Source organism: Mesorhizobium sp. WSM4822 (genome assembly GCF_055811155.1).
In genome coordinates this window covers 41,094-60,019 of sequence record NZ_JBVVQM010000005.1, presented here as the reverse complement: position 1 = coordinate 60,019, position 18,926 = coordinate 41,094, and the positions used below count along the sequence as shown (strand labels likewise).

The 18,926-nt window shown below is 65.5% G+C and carries 22 protein-coding genes and 1 tRNA gene; 7 read left to right on the top strand and 16 right to left on the bottom strand.

Going from position 1 to position 18,926, the window contains the following annotated elements; all coding sequences use genetic code 11:
• Window positions 1-33 precede the first annotated feature (33 nt).
• Both AC0L3E_RS13380 and ilvC read left to right on the top strand, forming a co-directional pair.
• The gene (locus tag AC0L3E_RS13380; protein WP_473604934.1) at window positions 34-720 is read left to right on the top strand and encodes a TetR/AcrR family transcriptional regulator; all 687 of its coding nucleotides are present in this window, start codon (window positions 34-36) and stop codon (window positions 718-720) included.
• Between the two features lie 25 nt (window positions 721-745).
• Window positions 746-1,765: a ketol-acid reductoisomerase gene (gene ilvC, locus AC0L3E_RS13375; protein ID WP_127322642.1), complete on the top strand. Its 1,020-nt coding sequence runs from the start codon at window positions 746-748 to the stop codon at window positions 1,763-1,765.
• 101 nt (window positions 1,766-1,866) lie between these two features.
• Here ilvC and AC0L3E_RS13370 read toward each other — a convergent pair whose 3' ends face one another.
• Window positions 1,867-2,427, bottom strand: a complete 561-nt coding sequence (locus tag AC0L3E_RS13370; protein WP_473604933.1) for a BA14K family protein — start codon at window positions 2,425-2,427, stop codon at window positions 1,867-1,869.
• A 189-nt stretch (window positions 2,428-2,616) separates the two neighbouring features.
• Between AC0L3E_RS13370 and AC0L3E_RS13365 the strand changes: the two genes are divergently transcribed.
• Both AC0L3E_RS13365 and AC0L3E_RS13360 read left to right on the top strand, forming a co-directional pair.
• On the top strand, window positions 2,617-3,729 hold the full coding sequence (locus AC0L3E_RS13365; protein WP_127270700.1) for an endonuclease/exonuclease/phosphatase family protein: 1,113 nt from the start codon (window positions 2,617-2,619) through the stop codon (window positions 3,727-3,729).
• 3 nt (window positions 3,730-3,732) lie between these two features.
• On the top strand, window positions 3,733-4,449 hold the full coding sequence (locus tag AC0L3E_RS13360; protein WP_473604932.1) for a hypothetical protein: 717 nt from the start codon (window positions 3,733-3,735) through the stop codon (window positions 4,447-4,449).
• Here the strand turns inward: AC0L3E_RS13360 and AC0L3E_RS13355 are convergent.
• The 4 genes from AC0L3E_RS13355 to AC0L3E_RS13340 form a co-directional block, all read right to left on the bottom strand.
• Complete coding sequence (locus tag AC0L3E_RS13355) at window positions 4,446-4,688, bottom strand: hypothetical protein (protein ID WP_128289849.1); 243 nt, start codon at window positions 4,686-4,688, stop codon at window positions 4,446-4,448. The genes AC0L3E_RS13360 and AC0L3E_RS13355 overlap by 4 nt on opposite strands.
• Before the next feature lie 130 nt (window positions 4,689-4,818).
• Window positions 4,819-6,036, bottom strand: coding sequence for an ABC transporter permease (locus AC0L3E_RS13350; protein ID WP_023812410.1), 1,218 nt, complete (start codon window positions 6,034-6,036; stop codon window positions 4,819-4,821).
• The gene (locus AC0L3E_RS13345) at window positions 6,033-6,746 is read right to left on the bottom strand and encodes an ABC transporter ATP-binding protein (RefSeq protein ID WP_027034834.1); all 714 of its coding nucleotides are present in this window, start codon (window positions 6,744-6,746) and stop codon (window positions 6,033-6,035) included. The genes AC0L3E_RS13350 and AC0L3E_RS13345 overlap by 4 nt, the downstream gene beginning before the upstream one ends.
• Window positions 6,747-6,750: 4 nt before the next feature.
• On the bottom strand, window positions 6,751-8,043 hold the full coding sequence (locus AC0L3E_RS13340; RefSeq protein ID WP_128309716.1) for an efflux RND transporter periplasmic adaptor subunit: 1,293 nt from the start codon (window positions 8,041-8,043) through the stop codon (window positions 6,751-6,753).
• A 101-nt stretch (window positions 8,044-8,144) separates the two neighbouring features.
• Here AC0L3E_RS13340 and AC0L3E_RS13335 point away from each other — a divergent pair, with 101 nt between their 5' ends.
• A complete protein-coding gene (locus AC0L3E_RS13335) occupies window positions 8,145-9,053 on the top strand; it encodes a PhzF family phenazine biosynthesis protein (RefSeq protein ID WP_127409114.1) in 909 nt (302 codons plus the stop codon).
• Window positions 9,054-9,159: 106 nt separating this feature from the next.
• Window positions 9,160-9,235, top strand: a tRNA-Lys gene (locus AC0L3E_RS13330).
• Between the two features lie 111 nt (window positions 9,236-9,346).
• Here AC0L3E_RS13330 and AC0L3E_RS13325 read toward each other — a convergent pair.
• From AC0L3E_RS13325 to cbiE, 8 genes are all read right to left on the bottom strand, one after another.
• Window positions 9,347-9,604 carry a hypothetical protein gene (locus AC0L3E_RS13325; protein ID WP_128309714.1) on the bottom strand — a complete coding sequence of 86 codons (258 nt, stop codon included), beginning with the start codon at window positions 9,602-9,604 and terminating at the stop codon, window positions 9,347-9,349.
• A gap of 93 nt (window positions 9,605-9,697) precedes the next feature.
• Complete coding sequence (gene cobT, locus AC0L3E_RS13320; protein ID WP_473604931.1) at window positions 9,698-10,708, bottom strand: nicotinate-nucleotide--dimethylbenzimidazole phosphoribosyltransferase; 1,011 nt, start codon at window positions 10,706-10,708, stop codon at window positions 9,698-9,700.
• Window positions 10,709-10,759: 51 nt separating this feature from the next.
• On the bottom strand, window positions 10,760-11,536 hold the full coding sequence (cobS, locus tag AC0L3E_RS13315) for an adenosylcobinamide-GDP ribazoletransferase (protein ID WP_473604929.1): 777 nt from the start codon (window positions 11,534-11,536) through the stop codon (window positions 10,760-10,762).
• 3 nt (window positions 11,537-11,539) lie between these two features.
• On the bottom strand, window positions 11,540-12,853 hold the full coding sequence (locus AC0L3E_RS13310; protein WP_473604928.1) for a cobyrinate a,c-diamide synthase: 1,314 nt from the start codon (window positions 12,851-12,853) through the stop codon (window positions 11,540-11,542).
• The gene (gene cobA / locus AC0L3E_RS13305) at window positions 12,850-13,668 is read right to left on the bottom strand and encodes a uroporphyrinogen-III C-methyltransferase (RefSeq protein WP_473604927.1); all 819 of its coding nucleotides are present in this window, start codon (window positions 13,666-13,668) and stop codon (window positions 12,850-12,852) included. The genes AC0L3E_RS13310 and cobA overlap by 4 nt, the downstream gene beginning before the upstream one ends.
• Complete coding sequence (gene cobM, locus AC0L3E_RS13300) at window positions 13,665-14,429, bottom strand: precorrin-4 C(11)-methyltransferase (protein WP_292458469.1); 765 nt, start codon at window positions 14,427-14,429, stop codon at window positions 13,665-13,667. The genes cobA and cobM overlap by 4 nt, the downstream gene beginning before the upstream one ends.
• Window positions 14,426-14,812: a cobalamin biosynthesis protein gene (locus tag AC0L3E_RS13295; RefSeq protein WP_256747683.1), complete on the bottom strand. Its 387-nt coding sequence runs from the start codon at window positions 14,810-14,812 to the stop codon at window positions 14,426-14,428. Before AC0L3E_RS13295 ends, cobM begins: the two co-directional genes overlap by 4 nt.
• Window positions 14,809-16,050: a precorrin-6y C5,15-methyltransferase (decarboxylating) subunit CbiE gene (gene cbiE / locus AC0L3E_RS13290; protein ID WP_473604926.1), complete on the bottom strand. Its 1,242-nt coding sequence runs from the start codon at window positions 16,048-16,050 to the stop codon at window positions 14,809-14,811. Before cbiE ends, AC0L3E_RS13295 begins: the two co-directional genes overlap by 4 nt.
• 1 nt (window position 16,051) lies before the next feature.
• Here cbiE and AC0L3E_RS13285 point away from each other — a divergent pair, with 1 nt between their 5' ends.
• Window positions 16,052-16,813, top strand: a complete 762-nt coding sequence (locus tag AC0L3E_RS13285) for a cobalt-precorrin-6A reductase (RefSeq protein ID WP_473604924.1) — start codon at window positions 16,052-16,054, stop codon at window positions 16,811-16,813.
• Here the strand turns inward: AC0L3E_RS13285 and AC0L3E_RS13280 are convergent.
• The 3 genes from AC0L3E_RS13280 to AC0L3E_RS13270 are packed head-to-tail and all read right to left on the bottom strand — an operon-like array spanning window position 16,777 to window position 18,925.
• Complete coding sequence (locus AC0L3E_RS13280; protein WP_127271898.1) at window positions 16,777-17,541, bottom strand: precorrin-3B C(17)-methyltransferase; 765 nt, start codon at window positions 17,539-17,541, stop codon at window positions 16,777-16,779. The two genes, AC0L3E_RS13285 and AC0L3E_RS13280, sit on opposite strands and share 37 nt — an antisense overlap.
• Window positions 17,538-18,296 carry a precorrin-2 C(20)-methyltransferase gene (locus tag AC0L3E_RS13275; protein WP_127328962.1) on the bottom strand — a complete coding sequence of 253 codons (759 nt, stop codon included), beginning with the start codon at window positions 18,294-18,296 and terminating at the stop codon, window positions 17,538-17,540. The genes AC0L3E_RS13280 and AC0L3E_RS13275 overlap by 4 nt, the downstream gene beginning before the upstream one ends.
• Window positions 18,293-18,925, bottom strand: coding sequence for a precorrin-8X methylmutase (locus AC0L3E_RS13270; RefSeq protein ID WP_128310113.1), 633 nt, complete (start codon window positions 18,923-18,925; stop codon window positions 18,293-18,295). The genes AC0L3E_RS13275 and AC0L3E_RS13270 overlap by 4 nt, the downstream gene beginning before the upstream one ends.
• Window position 18,926 lies beyond the last annotated feature (1 nt).

Here is an 18,926-nt window from a genome sequence, read left to right as displayed (position 1 = left end):
GCCGAACCGTAACGTACGGTACGGCATATCGGAATGACCGGTGGCCCGACCTTTCGAGAGAAGAGCGTGTTGCACAGCGTGCCCGAGATCGACACCAGCGAAGCGCTGACAGAGCGGCAGAAGGCCGTGCTCGACGCAGCGTTGCGGCTGCTGGTCGAAGAGGGCGATCATCTGACCATGACCGCCGTGGCGCGCCGCGCCAGCTGCTCCAAGGAAACGCTCTACAAATGGTTCGGCGACCGCGACGGGCTGCTGACGGCGACGGTGCAATGGCAGGCCTCCAAAGTGCGGGTGGCGCCGGTTGACGGCAAGGGGCTCGATCTTGCCTCGCTGACCGCGAGCCTCGAGCGCTTCGCCTCGGATTGGCTCAAGGTGATTTCCAGCGACACGTCGATCGCGCTCAATCGGGTGGCGGTCAGCCATGCCGGTTCCGGTAAGGACAATCTCGGCGCCGTCGTGCTGGAGAACGGCCGCTTCGCATTGGCCAAACGGCTGAAGCCGGTGCTTGAGGCCGGCCGACGGACCGGGCTTTTGGACTTCGCGGATGCCGAGACGGCGTTCCGCACCTTTTTCGGGCTGGTCGCCCGCGACGTGCAGATCCGTCTGCTGCTCGGCGACCGGCTGGAATTGACTGAGGCGGCGATCGGCGGCGATGCCGCGCGCGCGACGCAGCAGTTTCTCGCTCTTCATGGAGCAACAACCGGCCGCAAGGCCCTCTGATTTGTAAAACGGGAAGGAAGACAAAATGCGCGTCTATTACGATCGTGATGCCGATCTCAATCTGATCAAGGGCAAGAAGGTCGCCATCATCGGCTATGGCAGCCAAGGCAGGGCGCATGCGCTCAACCTCAAGGATTCCGGCGCCAAGGAAATCGCCATCGGTCTCAAGGCCGGCTCGGCGACCGCCAACAAAGTCGAGGCCGACGGGCTCAAGGTGATGAGCGTGGCGGACGCCGCCAAATGGGCCGACCTGATGATGATGGCAACGCCGGACGAACTGCAGGCCGACATCTACAAGAACGAGATCGCGCCGAACATCCGTGACGGCGCCGCTATCGCCTTCGCGCACGGCCTCAACGTGCATTTCGGCCTGATCGAGCCGAAGTCGACGGTCGACGTCGTCATGATCGCGCCGAAGGGTCCCGGCCACACGGTGCGCGGCGAATACCAGAAGGGCGGCGGCGTGCCGTGCCTGGTCGCCGTCAACCAGGACGCCTCGGGCAATGCGCTCGACCTGGCCCTGTCCTACGCCTGCGGCGTCGGCGGCGGCCGTTCGGGCATCATCGAGACCAATTTCCGCGAGGAATGCGAGACCGATCTGTTCGGCGAGCAGGTCGTGCTGTGCGGCGGTCTGGTCGAACTGATCCGTGCCGGCTTCGAGACGCTGGTGGAAGCCGGCTACGCGCCTGAGATGGCCTATTTCGAGTGCCTGCACGAGGTCAAGCTGATCGTCGACCTGATCTATGAAGGCGGCATCGCCAACATGAACTACTCGATCTCGAACACCGCCGAATGGGGCGAATATGTCTCGGGCCCGCGCATCATCACCGCCGAGACCAAGGCCGAGATGAAGCGCGTGCTGAAGGACATCCAGACGGGAAAATTCACCTCGGAGTGGATGCAGGAATACCGCGCCGGCATGTCCCGCTTCAAGGGCATCCGCCGCAACAATGACAGCCACCAGATCGAGGAAGTCGGCGCCAAGCTGCGCGCGATGATGCCCTGGATTTCCAAGAACAAGCTGGTCGACAAGGCCAAGAACTGAGCGAAATCCACAAGCGCTCGAAAACAGCGGCTTCCATGAACAAAAACGGCGCCAAGTGGCGCCGTTTTTCATTCTGTCGGTCAGCTCAGCTACAGGTCAGCTCAATAGGGTGAGTAGCACTGCTGGCGCGGGCCGTTGTAGGGCTGGAAGGTGTTGTCGTAGGCCCGGTACGACCGGTAGCGGTTGTAGCACCATTGGACATGGGCGCTCGAAAGCCGTCCCGCGCGGTAGTAGCGGCGCGGCGCCGGCCGATCGTAGTAGTCGTAATTGTTGTACATGCTGCCGAGGCCGAGCCCCAGGCCAAGGCCAAGGATCGCGGCACTCGCGCCATCATCGTAATAACGGCCGCCGCGATAGTGATGGCGACCATGGCGCCAACGCCAGTTGTCTCCGCCATTCCAGTGACCGCCGCCGCCCTGCCAGTGTCGACGGCCGCCGTTCCAGTTGCCCGACCGGCGCCATCTCCAATCATTGTTGAACTGACGGTTGTTGCCGCCCGCCCAGCTGTCGCGGACAGGCGTGACATTCGGCGCCGCCGTGCTGGTGGGTATCGACAGATCCGGCTGCATGATCGGTCCGGCGGCGGACGGTGCCGTGACGCCGGAAAGGATACCGAGGGCTATCAGCCCCGATTTGACCGCGGAAGAAAAGAGCGAATTCATTGCACTCTCCAAGAGTTACAGGCCCCGCGCCCACCCGAGGAATGGGGCAACAATGGATGTTTGCATCTGAACGGCGGATGAACGGAAAGGTTCCGTCAACCATGACGCGAACGCACCCAGGACCAATCGATCTCAGATGGTGGTCTTGCGCGCTTGTTTTCCGAAGCACTTGCGGGCAAAGGTCATGGCATGTCGCTGCGCCTTGCCACCTTCAATGTCGAGAACCTGATGAACAGGTTCGATTTTTCCGGCTATCGCAACCAGCTCAACGAGGATCGAACGCTGGCGCTGTTCGATATCCAGAGCGAGGCGGAATACAGGATCCTGGAGCAGGCCCGCGCCATCGCCCAGTCCGACGACACGCGCCAACTGACGGCGCTGGCGATCGCTGCCACCCGCGCCGACATCATCTGCATGCAGGAAGTCGACAATATCGAGGCGTTAAAGGCGTTCGAATACGGCTATTTGTTCAAAATGGTGGGGCAGGGCTACCGGCAGAAATACACCACATCGGGCAATGATTCGCGCGGCATCGACGTGGCCGTGATGATGCGCAACGAAACCGCGCAGGGCCAGCCGATCGAATTCGTGCGCATGACCAGCCACGCCTATGTCACCTACGAGCAGTTCGGGCTGCACACGCCGGAACTCGAGGCACTGGGCAATCAGGCCAATGAGCGCATTTTCCGGCGCGACTGCCTGGAGATCGACATCACCGTGGGCGGCGTGCCGCTGACGCTCTATCTCGTGCATTTCAAGTCGATGGGCTCGCCGCGCAACGGGCTCGACGGGCGCGAGGCGACGATGCCGGTGCGCATCGCCGAAGCGCAGGCCGTGCGCCGCATCATCGAGGAGCGCTTCGGCAAGGACTATGCCGCCGACAAGAGCTGGGCGATCTGCGGCGACATGAATGATTATCGCCAGCGCGTGAAGGTGGCCGGCGATGCGATCGACGGCTATCGCTTCGAGGTGGTCGACGAAGCCCTGTCCTGCATCAACGTGCTGACGGCAGGCGGCTTTTGCGAAAATGTCGTCGAGAGGCGGCCGGAGATGAACCGCTGGAGCTTCTACCACACGCGAGGACCCGAAGAGCGGCATCTGTGCCAGCTCGACTACATCCTGTTGTCGAAGGGGCTTGCCGCCAGCAACGCAACGGCCGTTCCCGACATCATCCGCAACGGCCAGCCCTGGCGCACCATCTTTCCGCCGGGGCAGGAGGTCGAGCGGTTTCCGCGCGCCGGCTGGGACCGGCCGAAGGCATCGGACCATTGCCCAGTGGCGATCACGCTGGACATGACCTGACGCATGAGTTTCGACCTCCCGCGCAACGTCATCCTGCCGGTCGACGACATCGACGTCCGGCTCGATCCCGGTCCGCACCCTTTCGCAAGGGACAATGCAGAGGCGATCGCCGAGAACTGGCAGCACGAAATCGCCGCCAATCCGGCGCTGTTCGACGGCATGGTGGTGCTGCTGTCGCAACTTGCCTACCGCGACAGCCGTCTCATCGGCCGCTGCCATGCGGTCAATTACTCGACGTTCATGCTGTGGCGGAAACGGCGCGAGAATTCGGGCGCCGAGCATGCCTATGCCCATGCCATGCTGGTGGCCGGCGACAATGCGCTGGTGGCGATCCGCATGGGTCCTCACACAGTCAACGCCGGCCGCGTCTATTTCGCCGCCGGCTCGTTCGAGCCGATCGATTTTCGCGATGGGCTGGTCGACGTCGATTTCAACATGATCCGTGAGGTGCGCGAGGAAACCGGGCTCGACCTGTCAGGTGCGGAACGCGGCAAGCGCTACCATGCCATGTCGACCAGCAGCGGCACGGTGATCTTTCGCCGCTACCACGCGGCGGCGCCTGCCGACGAGATCGCCAGGCGCATCTCAGCCTTCGTCGCCACCGAGACCGAGCCGGAGATCGAGGGACCGGTGATCATCCGCCATGCCGCCGACCTGCCGGTCGGGCTGTCACCGCACATGAAGCCGCTGATCGAGTGGCATTTCGCAAACGGGAATTAAGGGCGCGTCTTATTCTGTGCCGCGTTGCGATCGTTGCGTGCGGCGACGAGGAACAGGATAAAGCCGATGCCGAGCAAGCCGCCCATCGCCATTCCCATGGTCTGGCCGACGACTGCCTGGAAGTCAGCGGTGACGCGATCGGGATTGGCCATGCCGAAGCGGGCGAGATACCACCAGATGCCTGCAAGACCTGCCTCGATGATCACCATCGCCAGGACCAGTCGCGCCTTCTTGCTCATCCGCCATTCCTCCGCCCAAGGTGAATTGCCCTACCATCGCGAACCTCGCAATGACAGTGCCGGCGCGGGACGAACAAGCAAAGGTTGTGCAAATCCGGACAGAGTGCCGGATGCGACCGAGGCCGCCATCCTACTCGTGCCGCAGCGCGTCGATCGGGTCGAGCCTGGCGCCGCGCAGCGCAGGGAAGAAGCCGAACACCATGCCGATCAGGGCGGAAAAGCCGACGGCGAGCAGGATCACCGCCGGGCTCGGCGCGAACGGGATGGTCAGCGTCACCGCGGCGAGGCCGGCCAGCGCCAGCCCGATCAGGATGCCGATAATGCCGCCGAGCAGCGACAGCACCGTGGCCTCGACCAGGAACTGGATGAGGATGTGCTTTTCATGCGCGCCGATGGCCAGCCTGATGCCGATCTCGCGGGTGCGTTCGGTGACCGACACCAGCATGATGTTCATGATGCCGATGCCGCCGACCAAAAGGCTGACGCCGGCCACCGCGCCCAGCATGCCGGTCATGGTGGTTGTGGCGCTGGCCATGGCGTCGGCGATCTGGGTCATGTCGCGGATGGCGAAATCGCTCTCGCGGTCGGGCGTGATGCGGCGCGCGTCTCGCAAGATGTCCTCGACGCGCGGCTGCAACTCGCTGGTCGGCGTGCGGTCGTCGGCGGCGATGTAGATGTTGTCGATGTCGCGGTTGCCGGCGATGCGGCGCTGATAGGCATGCAGCGGCATCAGCACGACATTGTCCTGGTCCTGGCCGAAGCCGGTATAGCCCTTGGGCTCGAGCAGGCCGATGATCTTGCAGGAGGTGCGGTTGACGCGGATGATCTCGCCCTCGGGATCGCCGGCGCCGAAGAACTGCTGGCGCACGGTCTCGCCGATCAGGCACACGCCTGTGCCCGAGCGGGTTTCGGAATCGCTGAACGGGCGGCCCGACACCAGCTTCCAGTCGCGCGCATCGAGATAGGCGCTGTCGGTGCCGGTGACGCCCGAGGTCAGGCTCTCGGTGCCGAAGATGACACGCACCTGCTTTTGGGAGGCAGGCGAAATCGCGCGCGCGCCGCTGAGATGCGCCACCAGCGCCGCCAGGTCCTTCTCGGCCAGCGGACGCACCACCTGGTCGAGCCCGCCCGGTCCGCCGGGGCCGGCCGGGCGGCCGGAGCGGACGACCAGCAGATTGCTGCCGAGCTTGGAGATGTCGGCCTTGACCTTTGCTGTGGTGCCCGAGCCGATGGTCAGCATGGCGATGACGGCGGCAACGCCGATGACGATGCCGAGCAGCGTCAGGAACGAGCGCAGCACATTGCGGCGGATCGAGCGCAGCGAGAGGCGGACGGTTTCCCAGATCATGGCTGTGCGATCTCCAGCTTCCTGGAATCCGAAGCGACATGGCCGTCGAGGAAGCGGATGGTGCGTTCGGCATAGTCGGCGACGTCGGCCTCATGCGTGACCATGGCGATGGTCAGGCCAAGCTCGGTGTTGAGCCGGGTGAGAAGCTCCATGATCTCGTGCGTGCGGGCGGTGTCGAGATTGCCGGTCGGCTCGTCGGCGACGAGGAGTGTCGGGCGGGTGACGATGGCGCGCGCGATCGCCACGCGCTGCTGCTGGCCGCCGGACAGCTCGGCCGGCGTGTGGTGCTCGCGGCCGACAAGGCCGACCTCCGCCAGCGCCTGCATGGCAAGGTCTCGGCGCTCGCGCGCGGCAACACCGCGATAGATCAGCGGCAGTTCGACATTTTCGGCTGCCGTGGTGCGGGCCAGCAGATTGTAGCCCTGGAAGACGAAGCCGACATAAAGGTTGCGCAGCATGGCGCGGCGGTTGCGGTCGAGCCGGCCGGCGTCGATGCCCATGAAGGAATAGGTTCCGGCCGTCGGCGTGTCGAGGCAGCCGATGATGTTCATCGCCGTCGACTTGCCGGAGCCGGACGGACCCATGATGGCGACGAATTCGCCACGCCGGATGGCAAGGTCGACGCCGGCCAGCGCATGCACCTTGGCCTCGCCCTGGCCGTAGCTCTTCCAGACCTTGTCGAAGGTGATGAGGGTCGCGCCCGCAGCCACGGCATCAGCTCCGCTGCTGCGACGCGGTGATGATTTGAGCGCCTTCGTCCAGGCCAGAGATGATCTCGGTCAGTTCGCCGTCGGTGGAGCCGATCTTGACATTGACCGGGTGCGGACGCCCGTTCTCCAGCACGTAGAGCGTGCGCGAGCCGTCGGTGGGGACTGTGGCGGCCTGGCGCTGGCGATTGCCGCCGGGGCGCCCCATGCGGCCGGTGAACAGGTCGCTCAGGCTCCAGCCGCGGGCGGCCTGCTGCGCCGGGCGATAGCGGAAGGCGGTGGCGGGTACGGTGAGCACGCCCTTGGCCTGTTTTGTGACGACCGAAACGGTGGCGGTCATGCCGGGCCGCAGCAACAGCTCGTTGTTGTCGACCTCGAGCCGCGCATTGTAGGTGACGACGCCGTCGGTGGTGACCGAGGCATAGGAGATGTCGCGGATCTCGGCATCGAACGGCCGCTCGGGGAACGCATCCACGGTGAAGCGGGCATGCTGGCCTGACTTGACCGCGCCGATGTCGGCCTCGTCGACGGCCGCCACCAGTTCCATGTTCCTGAGATCGGCGGCGATGATGAACAGCACCGGCGCCTGCAGCGAAGAGGCGACCGTCTGGCCGGGATCGACCGAGCGCGTCAGCACGATGCCGTCGATCGGCGCATAGATGGTGCTCTTGGCAAGGTCGGTCTGCTGCGCCTTGAGGTCGGCCTGGGCGATGGCGAGGTTGGCCTGCGCGCTGTCCAGCGCTGCCTTGGAACGGTCGCGCGTGGCGGTTGCTGCTTCAAGCGACTGGTCGGTCGCCATGCCGCGCCTGGTCAGTTCCGCGGCGCGTACAAGCGCCTTCTCGTTTTCGGCCAGCGTAACCGTGGCGTCCTCGACATTGGCGGCGGCGGCCTTGGCCGAAGCTTCGGCGCGCTCGATCTGGACTTCGAGTTTCACCGTGTCGAGGGTCGCCAGCACGTCACCCTTCTTGACCTGCTGGTTCTCCTCGGCCGAGACCGAGCGGATGATGCCGGACAGTTCGCTTGAAATGTCGACCTGGGTCAGGGGCTGCAGCGTGCCGGTTGCCGATACCGCGACGGTGAGGTCGGCCTTGGCGGCAGGCACGGTGGTGTAGTCGATCCTGGCCGGCGAGCCGGCATACCACTGATAGACGCCAAGCCCGGCGACGACCACGATCAGCGCCAGCAGCGCATAGATCCAGCCGCGCCGGCGCGAATTGCGCCGACCCGTCGTGTCGAGCCCGAGCGCCGTCTCGATGGCGGAATCCGATTCCGTCTTTGGCAGATTGACAATCTGGTCCACGCTGGACCCCTATAATGCGCAATGTCCCTATCTGTGCACAGATCAGGCTTACTGGTTCAAATATCAAATTAAATTTCGCCCATGTTGGGATTGAGGCAGGAATGAAAACACGGAATTACTTGCTCTACGATGTGTTTACGACCGAGCGACTGGCCGGCAATCCCTTGGCCGTCGTGCTGGACAGCAAGGGATTGGACACGGCGGCGATGCAGGCCATCGCGCGTGAGTTCAATCTGTCGGAATCGGTTTTCGTGCTGCCGCCGGACAATCCCAAGCACAAAAACCGCATCCGCATCTTCACCCCCGACTATGAAATGCCGTTCGCCGGCCATCCGACCGTTGGCGCCGCGATCGCGCTGGCCGAACTGGCTGAGGAGGGCGGCGCCGGCATCTTCGTGCTGGAGGAAAACATCGGCCCGGTGCGGTGCGCCGTCAGCAAGCATGACGGCAACACTTTTGCCGAGTTCGACCTGGCCAAGCTGCCGGAGCCGCTGAAGCTCGAGGCCCATCCGGAGGCGATCGGTGCCGCCCTTGGGTTGACGCCGCACGAGATCGGCTTCGAGAATCACCGCGTCGCGTTCTGGTCGGCGGGTGTGCCCTACGTCACCATCCCGGTTGCCAATCTCGAAGCGGCGGGCCGGATCAGGCTGGACAACCAGGCCTGGTCGGAACTGGCGCCGCGCAAGAGCGAGTGGGCCTTCGCCAGCCCCTATGTCTACTGCCGCGAGACGGTGAACCACGAAAGCGCCTTCCATGTGCGCATGATCGTGCCCGGCACGCCTTCCTATGAGGATCCGGCAACCGGCTCGGCGGCAGCGGCCTTTGCCGGCGCCATCATGCATTTCGACGCGCCGACCGACGGCATTTCGCAGCTGTGGATCGAGCAGGGGCTGGAGATGGGCCGGCCTTCGCGCATCCGCCTCGAACTGACCGTGCAAGGCGGAAAACTGGCCTCGGCGCGCATTGGCGGCAACGCGATCAAGGTGGCGGAGGGCAAGCTGTTCATCTGATCGAACGCATGCTCGGTCGATTTGTCGGGAAATGATTCCGGCAGGGCTGGACAGGACCGGTGGTGGCGGCTATATGCCCGCCAACGCCGGTTTTTGCCGGCCGAGTGGGTGCGTAGCTCAGTTGGTAGAGCAGCTGACTCTTAATCAGCGGGTCCACAGTTCAATCCTGTGCGCACCCACCAAATTCCTAGAAGAGTTGGTGGAAAGACCCTGAAAGCGAGACGCGTTTGGCGCGTCTCGGGCAGGCTGTCTGACTGTGATTCTTTACCGCGCTATCCGGATCTCGTGGCGATTCAGTCGCGTTGGAAAATGCGGCTCAGAAACCGGCCGAATCGAAAAGCATGGCTCTTTTCCCCGGCTGCAGCATCGCTGGCGCCAATTCCGTCTTTTCCCCCGGAGAAATCGCTGATGAGCCACCAGAAGAAGACCAGGAAGACAACGAAAATGCCGGTGTCGATCGGGCCATGACTTGAATAGCTGCTGTGACGGAACACAACAGCGACCGCCCCGGCGATAAACACCGCAGCCGCGGCAGGATGAAATTTCTTCATCTGCAAAATCTATTTGAGAATCGCCGTTACGGGAAGATGCGTCCTTTGTCGTGACAACGGCATCTTTGTCGGCCCGACACGGGGAATGAATAACTACTTCTCCGAAACGCCAGCCTCTGCAAAACTCGCCATCCTTACATGGCACTCCAGCGCCGAGCGGACGATGTTGACGGCCAGGCAAGCGCCAGAACCTTCGCCGAGCCGCATGCCGAGATCGAGCAGGGGCGGCAGGCCGAGCGCTTCGAGCAGGCCGCGATGACCTGACTCAGCCGAAACGTGCGCAGCGATGGTGTGGGCGAGGCCGGTCGGGTGCAGCTTTGCCAGCGGGGCCGCGGCGGCGGTGCAGACGAAGCCGTCGAGCAGCACGGGTACGCCGAGATGGCGGGCCGCCAGCGTCGCGCCGAAGATGGCGGCGAGTTCGCGGCCGCCGAGTGCGGCAGCGATAGCAAGGGGATCGGCAAGGGCGGCGGCATGGCGCTTCAGGCCGGCCTCGATGGCAACCACCTTGCGCTTGAGGCCGGCGTCGTCGACACCGGTGCCGCGCCCGGTCCATTTTTCCGCGCCGCCGCCGAACAGGGCTGCTGAGATGGCAGCCGCCGGCGTTGTGTTGCCGATGCCCATTTCGCCGAAGCAGATCAGGTCGAGATCCTTCGTCACCGCATCATAGCCGGCCGAGACCGCCGCCAGAAAGGCCGCTTCGTCCATTGCCGGCCCTTGTGTGAAGTCGCCGGTCGGATGGTCGAGATCGAGCGGGATGACGTCGAGTTCGGCGCCGGCCATGCGGGCAAGCTGGTTGATGGCGGCACCGCCGCCGGCGAAGTTCGCCACCATCTGCACGGTGACTTCCGAGGGATAGGCTGACACGCCTTGGGCGGTGACGCCGTGGTTGCCGACGAAGACGAAGACTTTTACGCGGTCGAGTTTCGGCATGTCGCGGCCCTGCCAGCGCGCCAGCCAGGCAGCGATCGTCTCCAGCCGGCCAAGGCTGCCTTGCGGCTTGGTCAGCGTATCCTGGCGGCGGGCGACCGCATTGGCCGCGGCATCGCTGCCGGCCGTCAGGTCGAGGCAGGCGGCGCGCAATTCACTAAGGGATTTGAAGGGCATGGGGGCAAAGTCTCCGAAAAGGAATCAGGCCAAGAGAATCAGGCCAAGGGATCAGGAAAGCGCTATGGAAGCGACGAGCAGCACCGCGATCTCGCTCGCTTGCTGCAAGGCCCCGATCGTGTCGCCGGTCTGGCCATCGATCTGGTTGAGGCAAAGGGCGCGGAAAGCGGCAAACAGCAGGCCAAGCAGGATCAGCGCGAAGATGGCTCCGCCCAGTCCAAGCAGGAGCAGCGGGATCGCGCCGAGCACGGCGCCGGCCACGGCGGTTTCCTGCGAGACGGTGCCGGCATCGGCCGAGAGGCCGTCGACGCGCGCTGGAGGCAAGAGATGCATGAAGGCGCCAAGCAGGCCGCGCGAGGCCGCATGTGCGGCTATGAGGGCGAAGAGGGCCTGAGTGGGATCGACGAACTCCGACAGCGCGCTCCAGCGGATCAGCAGCGACAGGCCCAGCGCCATGGCACCATAGGCGCCGATGCGGCTGTCGCGCATGATCTCAAGTTTGCGGCCGCGTGATTTGCCGCCGCCAAAGCCGTCGGCGACGTCGGATAGCCCGTCCTCATGCAGGCAGCCGGTGGTGAGCACGGTTGCCACGAGAGCAAGGGCCGCCGCTGGCCCCATGGCCAGGCCAAACCGTTCGGCCGTGGCAAAGACGATAGCGCCGATCAGGCCGACGACAAGTCCGGCGATGGGGGCTGCCCAGATTGCGGCGGCAAGGCTGCGGCCGCGAAAATCGAAGACGGGTAGCGGCAGACGGGTGAAGAAGACCAGGCATAGCGCGATGTCGTCGACGACCTGCCGCGGTGAAAGGGCCAGATTCCTGAACTTCATGCTCTAGCCCCTCGCAATCGCATGGAAGAAGGTGCCGCTGACATGGCCGCGCCGGTAGCCCGAGGCGCCGATCGGATTGCCCAGACCGTCGGCAAGGTCGGCCAAGGGGTCGTCATTGCCGGTAGAGGTCATCTGCGCATAGTGGAATTCGTGGCCGCGGATCAGCGCACCTTGTGAGCCCAGCGGGCAGTCGGCGCGCAACCGCGCCTCGCGGTAGCCGAGATTCATCTTGCGTTTGGCGAAGCTGGTGGAATGGCCGAGCAGGCCGAGCATCGCATGCGTGTCGCCCGATGCGTCCTCCAGCGCTTCGCCCAGCACCATGAAGCCACCGCACTCGCCATGGATGGGCTTTGTCGTGGCAAAACGCGCCATCCCGGCGCGGAAATTCGCGGCGGCGGCGAGCTTGCCGGCGTGAAGCTCGGGATAGCCGCCCGGCAGCCAGCAGACATCGCAAGCCTCGTCGGGCGCTTCATCGGCGAGCGGCGAGAACGGGACGATTTCGGCACCCGCCTTGCGCCAGTAGGCGGCGACATGCGGATAGAGGAAGGTGAAGGCGGCATCCTCGGCCAACGCGATCCGCTGGCCGGGCGGCGCCAGTGCGTCGGTGAAGCCGCCAGACGCCGGGGTGAGGGGTGTCGCCAGGGCCATGATCGCATCGAGGTCGAGCGATTTCTCCGCCATGTCGGCCAGCCGGTCGAGATGCGCCATCAGGTCGTCATATTCGCCGGCCTGGACGAGGCCGAGATGGCGTTCGGGCAGGTTCAGCGTGGGATCGCGCAGGATGGCGCCGACGACCGGCAGGCCGATCGCCTCGATGGCGTCGCCCGACAGCCGGCGGTGCCGCTCGCTGCCCAACCGGTTGAGCACTACACCGGCCATGCGTACATCCGGATCGTAGGTGGCAAAGCCCTTGGCGACGGCGGCCGCGGTGGTCGACTGGCCGGAGACGTCGAGCACCAGCAATACCGGCAGGCCGTAGAGCCGAGCCAAGTCTGCGGCTGACCCGGTGCGCCCCGGCGAGGCCGGAATGCCGTCGAACAGGCCCATGGCGCTTTCGAGGATGACGAAATCGGTGACGTCGGCGGCTTGCGCGGCGAGTGCGTTGAGCAGCGATGGCGGCATCGCCCAGCTGTCCAGATTGACGCCCGACAGTCCCGTGGCGGCGGTGTGGAAGCCGGGGTCGATATAATCGGGGCCGGATTTGGCGCCTCGCACCTTCAACCCACGCCGGGTGAGCGCGCGTAAAATGCCGATGGTGACGCTGGTCTTGCCGGAGCCGGAGCGCGGCGCGCCGACGATGATGGCGCGGGCCGTCATGCTTGTCCCGCCAGTGCCGCGCGCATGGCAACGATGCCGCCAACGACGATCAGCGCCGGCGAGGCAAGACCGGCGGCCGCGGCTTCCTCGGCAATGGTGGCGAGCGTGGCGACGACGGTTCGTTCCTGCGGCGTGGTCGCCGCGACGATCACTGCCGCCGGTGTCGACGGCGCCAGCCCGCCGTCGAGCAGTGCCGCCGCGATCAAAGGCAGGTTGGCCATGCCCATATAGACGACGACAGGCTGGCCGGTGCGGGCGATTGCCGCCCAATCGAGATCGTCATCGGTGCCGGCGGCGTGGCCGGTGGCCAGGATCACCGCCTTGTTGATGCCGCGCATGGTGGCCGGGATGCCGGTCGCGGCCAGAGCGCTGAGGCCCGAGGTCAGGCCTGGCAGCACGCGGAACGGGATGTTTTCATGCGCCAGCGCCAGGGCTTCTTCGCCGCCGCGGCCGAAAATATAGGGATCGCCGCCCTTCAGCCTGACGACGCGGCGGCCGTCGCGCGCCAGCCGCACCAAAAGGGCGGTGATGTCATCCTGTTTCATCGACGGTTTGCCGCCGCGCTTGCCAGCAAAGAAAAGCTCGGCATTTTCGGCAACGGCGACGACATCCGATGAGACCAGCGCGTCGTAGACCAGTGCATCCGCGTCGGCCAGCGCCGCCAACACTTCGAGCGTCAGGCAGCCGGAGTCGCCGGGGCCGGCGCCGGCCAGCCAGACGTGACCCGATTCCAGCCGGCGCGGCTTGAAATTCAGCCGGGACAAGGCTTTTTCGAGCGTGGCGTTTTCGCCGGTGTTTTTGGTGCTGCCGCTCACAATCCGTCCCGTCCGCGAAAACGCCGCTGATAGTGGGCGTCGTATAATGAACTCTCGCCAAAACCTTGCGCCGCCAGCGAGCGGCCGACGAAGATGATCGCCGTGCGCTCCATCGGATCGGCGGCCAACAGCGCCTCAATGGTCGCCAGCGTGCCGGTCAGCACGCGCTCGTCCGGCCAGGAGGCGCGGAAGACGATCGCCACTGGGCAATCGCCGCCATAGTGCGGCGTCAGTTCGGCGACGACGCGGTCGATGGCGTGGATGGCCAGATGAATGGCCAGCGTGGCGCCGGTGCGGCCGAAGCCGGCCAGCGTTTCGCCGGGCGGCATTTTTGATGCGCGTCCGGAGATGCGGGTCAGCACCAGGCTTTGCGCGACTTCAGGAATGGTCAGTTCGCGGCGCAATGCGGCGGCGGCAGCGGCGAAGGAGGGGACGCCCGGCGTCAGCGTGTAGGGAATGCCATGCTTTTCCAGCCGGCGGATCTGCTCGGCGACGGCGCTCCACACCGACAGGTCGCCGGAATGCAGGCGGGCGACATCATGGCCCGATTTGTGGGCCGCGACATACTCGGCCTCGATCTCGTCGAGCGACATCGGCGCGGTGTCGATCAGCTTTGTTCCCGGCGCGCAGTGCTGCAGCAATTCGGGCGCGACGATCGAGCCGGCATGCAGGCAGACCGGGCAGCTTGCCAGCAGCCTCGCGCCGCGCAGCGTGATGAGGTCGGCGGCACCGGGACCGGCGCCGATGAAATGGACGGTCATGGCGCATCTCCACTGATGGCGATGGCGCAGGTGACCGGGCCGAGCACCGTGCGCGGGCCAAGCAGTCTGGCGCCTTTGCCGACGACGGCAAGGGCGGATGCCTCGGAAACCGATGGGGTTCCGGCAACATCCTGCGAGAGGTCGGAATGGCTGAGCGTGTCCGACGAGGCGGCCTGAAGCGTGGCGTCATCGACGACGATGACCGGAAGACTCAGCACGCGGCCAGCGGCGGCGATCGCTTCTTCATCCTTCTTGAACTCGGCAGTCGCCAGTGCCGAAAGCGCCGTCATCGTCAGGCCATGAGTCTCCAGCGCGGTTTCGATCGCGGCAAGCACGTCTTCGACGCTCACGCCTTTTCGGCTGCCGATGCCCGCGACCATCATGGCTTGACCCAGCTCCATTGGGTCACTGGCATGGCCGGCCGCCAGGCCTGCATCGCGCCGACCGGCGATGCGCGAGAGATGGCGATGCGGGTGAGATCGCCGCCGAGCTTGGTATGCTGGGCGAGGAGCAAGGCTTCCATCTCCAGCGTCACCGCATTTGCCACGAGACGGCCGCCCGGGCGCAGCGCCTTGATGGCAGCATTCAGCACGCCGGCATCGCTGCCGCCGCCGCCGATGAAGATCGCGTCCGGCGTGTCCAGCCTGGCAAGTGCCCTGGGCGCGCTGCCTTCCACCACGACAAGGCCGGGAACGCCGCAGACGGCCGCGTTGCGGCCAATGCGGGCGGCGCGGATCGGATCGGCCTCGATGGCAATGGTGCGCATGGAAGGGTGGGCCAGCATCCATTCGATGCCGATGGAACCGGAACCGGCGCCGATGTCCCACAGCAATTCGCCGCGCCGCGGCGCCAGCGCCGACAGTGTGATGGCGCGGACTTCGCGCTTGGTGATCTGGCCGTCATGGTCGAACAGATGATCGGCAAGGCCTGATGTGAGCGGCAGGACGCGCGCGTCCGGACCGGATTCAACTTCGATCGCCAGAACGTTGAGTGGATTGATGTTTTCGAGATCGAAGGCATCGGCGCGGATCGTGCGGTGGTCCTCGCTTGGCCCACCCAACGCCTCCAGGATCGTCAGCCGCGATGCGCCGAAGTCGAGTTCGGTGAGCAGGCGCGCTATTGCCGCCGGCGCATCGCTATCCGACGTCAGTGCCAAAATGCGCGCGCGTGGCTGCAGCAGCGGCCGGATCAGGTCGAGCGGCCGGCCGTGCAGCGAGACGGTCTCGATGTCCTGCAGCGCCCAGCCAAGGCGCGCGGCCGCCAGCGAAACGGCCGACGGCGCGGGGATGACATGCATCTCCTGTGGCTTGACCTTGCGCGCGAGGGTGGCACCGACGCCGTGGAAGAACGGATCGCCCGAAGCGAGCACGCAGACGCGCCTGTCGGCAAGCGCCAGCACGTCAGCCATCTCGGCATCGAAAGGAACCGGCCAGGCGCGCGCCTCGCCCTTGGCGAAGGAAGCGACCAGCGCCAGGTGCCGCTTGCCGCCGAAGATGATCTCCGCCTCGGCAATCCGCTGCTTGGCCTCGTCGCCGAGACCCGCTAAACCGTCCTCGCCGATGCCGACGATTGTGAGCCATTTTGGGGTGAGCTTGGCACCGCGCGGACCTTCAGCAGGCATGATGACCCACCGTATTCTGATCCTCGGCGGCACCACCGAAGCCCGGCAACTGGCCGGAAAACTGGCGGCGCGCGCCTCGGTCACGCTGTCGCTGGCTGGCCGCACTGAAAGCCCCGTCGCGCAAGGCGTGCCGGTGCGAACGGGGGGCTTTGGCGGTGCCGATGGATTGGCCGATTATTTGCGGAAAGAGCCTATCGACCTGCTGATCGACGCGACGCACCCCTATGCGGCGCAGATCTCCGCCAATGCGGCGCAAGCCGCCCGCGTGGCCGGTGTGCCGATCCTTGCGCTGCGACGCCCCGGCTGGGAGCCTGTCGAAGGCGACCGCTGGACTGAGGTCATTACATTCGGCGATGCCGCGCGAGCGCTTGGACTGGCGCCGCGCCGTGTTTTCCTGGCGCTGGGCCGGCAAGAGGTCGCTGCTTTCGAAGCTGCGCCCCAGCATCATTATCTCGTCCGCAGCGTCGACGCGATCGAGCCCAAGCTTGCCGTGCCGGATGCGAGCTATCTTCTGGCCCGTGGCCCGTTTCGTGAGGCGGAGGAACGCGCGCTGCTCGAAAAGCAACGCATAGATGTCGTCGTGTCCAAGAACAGCGGCGGCGAAGCGACTTATGGCAAGATCGCCGCGGCGCGGGCGCTTGGCCTCGAGGTGGTCATGATCCAACGGCCAGTCTTGCCGGATGTTCCAGCGGCTGAAAGCGTTGAAGCGCTGACCATGATGGTCGATCATTTTGTCCGCCCCGTGGACGAGCGCGGTGTGTAGACCAGCGCCGGCTTCTCCGCGCGCTTGATGATCCTGGTTTCCGGTGAGCCGATGATGATGCAGGTCGCCATATCGGCTTTTTCAGCCTCGACATCGGCCAGCAGGTAGACCTCGATGCGCTCATCCGGGCGGCCGGCGGCGCGGCCGAAAATCACCGGTGTGGTGCCGGGCAGGATCGCGGTGAGGCACTCGAAGGCGCGGCCGAGCTGCCAGGGGCGCGCCTTGCTGATCGGGTTATAGAGCGCGATGACGAAGCCGGCGCCGGCTGCCGCCAGCAGGCGCAGTTCGATCAGCTCCCATGGCTTCAGATTGTCGGACAGCGAGATGGCGCAGAAATCATGGCCGAGCGGCGCGCCGATGCGGGCGGCGACCGCCAGCATGGCGGTGATGCCGGGCACCACAGCGACATCGACCGCGCGCCATTCGGCCGGGCCGGCCTCGATCGCCTCGCAGACGGCCGCCGCCATGGCGAACACGCCGGGATCGCCACCGGAAACCACCGCGACGTCGTGGCCCTCGGCGGCTTTGATCAGTGCGTCCTTGGAGCGGGCGAGTTCCTCGCGATTGTCGGAAGCGACGCGGGTCTGTTCCGGGCGCAATTCCAGCCGGTCGAGATACGGTTTGTAGCCGTAAAAGAATTTCGCCTCGGCGACGGCGCGGCTGGCTTCCGGAGTGACTTGATCGGCATTGCCGGGCCCAAGGCCGATGACAGTGAGACGGCCGCTCATGCCTGCGCTCCCACGGCGCCGGGGCGGCCGGACCAGCCGGCGACCAGCACGATGGCGAAATAGGGCGCCTTGTCGTCCGGCTTGTCGGCCAGCTTCATCGACACGCTGCCGGCCATGGTGCCGCGCTCGACATAGACGGCGCGCGACAGCTTGGCCGTAGCCTCCAGCGCCCGCCTGATCTTTGGCAGGTTACGGCCGACCTTCATGATGACGGCGGCATCGGTGTCAGCCAGCCGGCGCGTCAGCTCGAACTCGCTCATCGTGCCGGGCAGCACCGTCAGCACATCGTCGCCCTGGACGATCGGAACACCAGTCTGCGACCAGCAGCCGGACATGGCGGTGACGCCGGGAATAACTTCGGTCGGGAAGCGATGGGCGAGGCGCACATGCAGATGCATGTAGGAGCCGTAGAAAAGCGGGTCGCCCTCGGACAGCACCGCAACCATCCTGCCTGCCTGAAGGTGCTCGGCGACCTTCTCGGCGGACTCCTCGTAGAAAGCCGTGATCTGCGAGCGGTAGTCGTCGTGGTCCTTGTCGATTTCGGTGGTGACGGGATAGAGCAGCGGCAATTCCGTCATTTCAGGCCGGAACTGCGCTTCGACGATGGCGCGCGCATTGCTGTTGTTGCCGCGCTTGGCGAAATAGGCCACGACATCGGCTTCCGCCAAGGCCCGCGCGGCTTTCAGGGTCAGCAGTTCGGGGTCGCCGGGGCCGGTGCCGACGCCGACGAGACGGCCTTTGGGAAGCGCGTTCACAGGCCCGGCCTCGCCAATGAATTGAGCGCTGCGGCGGTCATGGCGCTGCCGCCGAGACGGCCACGCACGATGGCATAGGGAACGCCGTAGGAATTCTCGGCCAGCGCGTCCTTCGATTCGGCAGCACCGACGAAGCCGACCGGCATGCCGATGATGGCCGCAGGCTTCGGCGCGCCATCGCGCAGTTTTTCCAATAGATAGAACAGCGCGGTCGGTGCATTGCCGATGGCAACCACCGAGCCCGCCATGCGCTCGCCCCACAAATCGATCGCGGCGGCCGAACGGGTGTTGCCGATTTCCTTGGCAATGTCGTGCGTGCGCGGGTCGCGCAAGGTGCAGATCACCTCGTTGCCGGCCGGCAGCCTGGCGCGGGTGACGCCATGCGAGACCATTTCCGCGTCGCAGAAAATCGGCGCGCCGGCCGCCAAAGCGGTGCGAGCAGCGGCAACGAAATCGGTGGAGAACACAAAGTGCCTGGCGGCTTCGACCTGGCCGCAGGCATGGATCATGCGGATAGCGACATCGGCCTCGGCCTCGGAGAAGCGCGAAAGATCAGCCTCGGCGCGGATAATGGCGAAGGAGCGCTCATAGATCGCCGTGCCGTCATGGATGTAGTCGTAGGCGGCCATG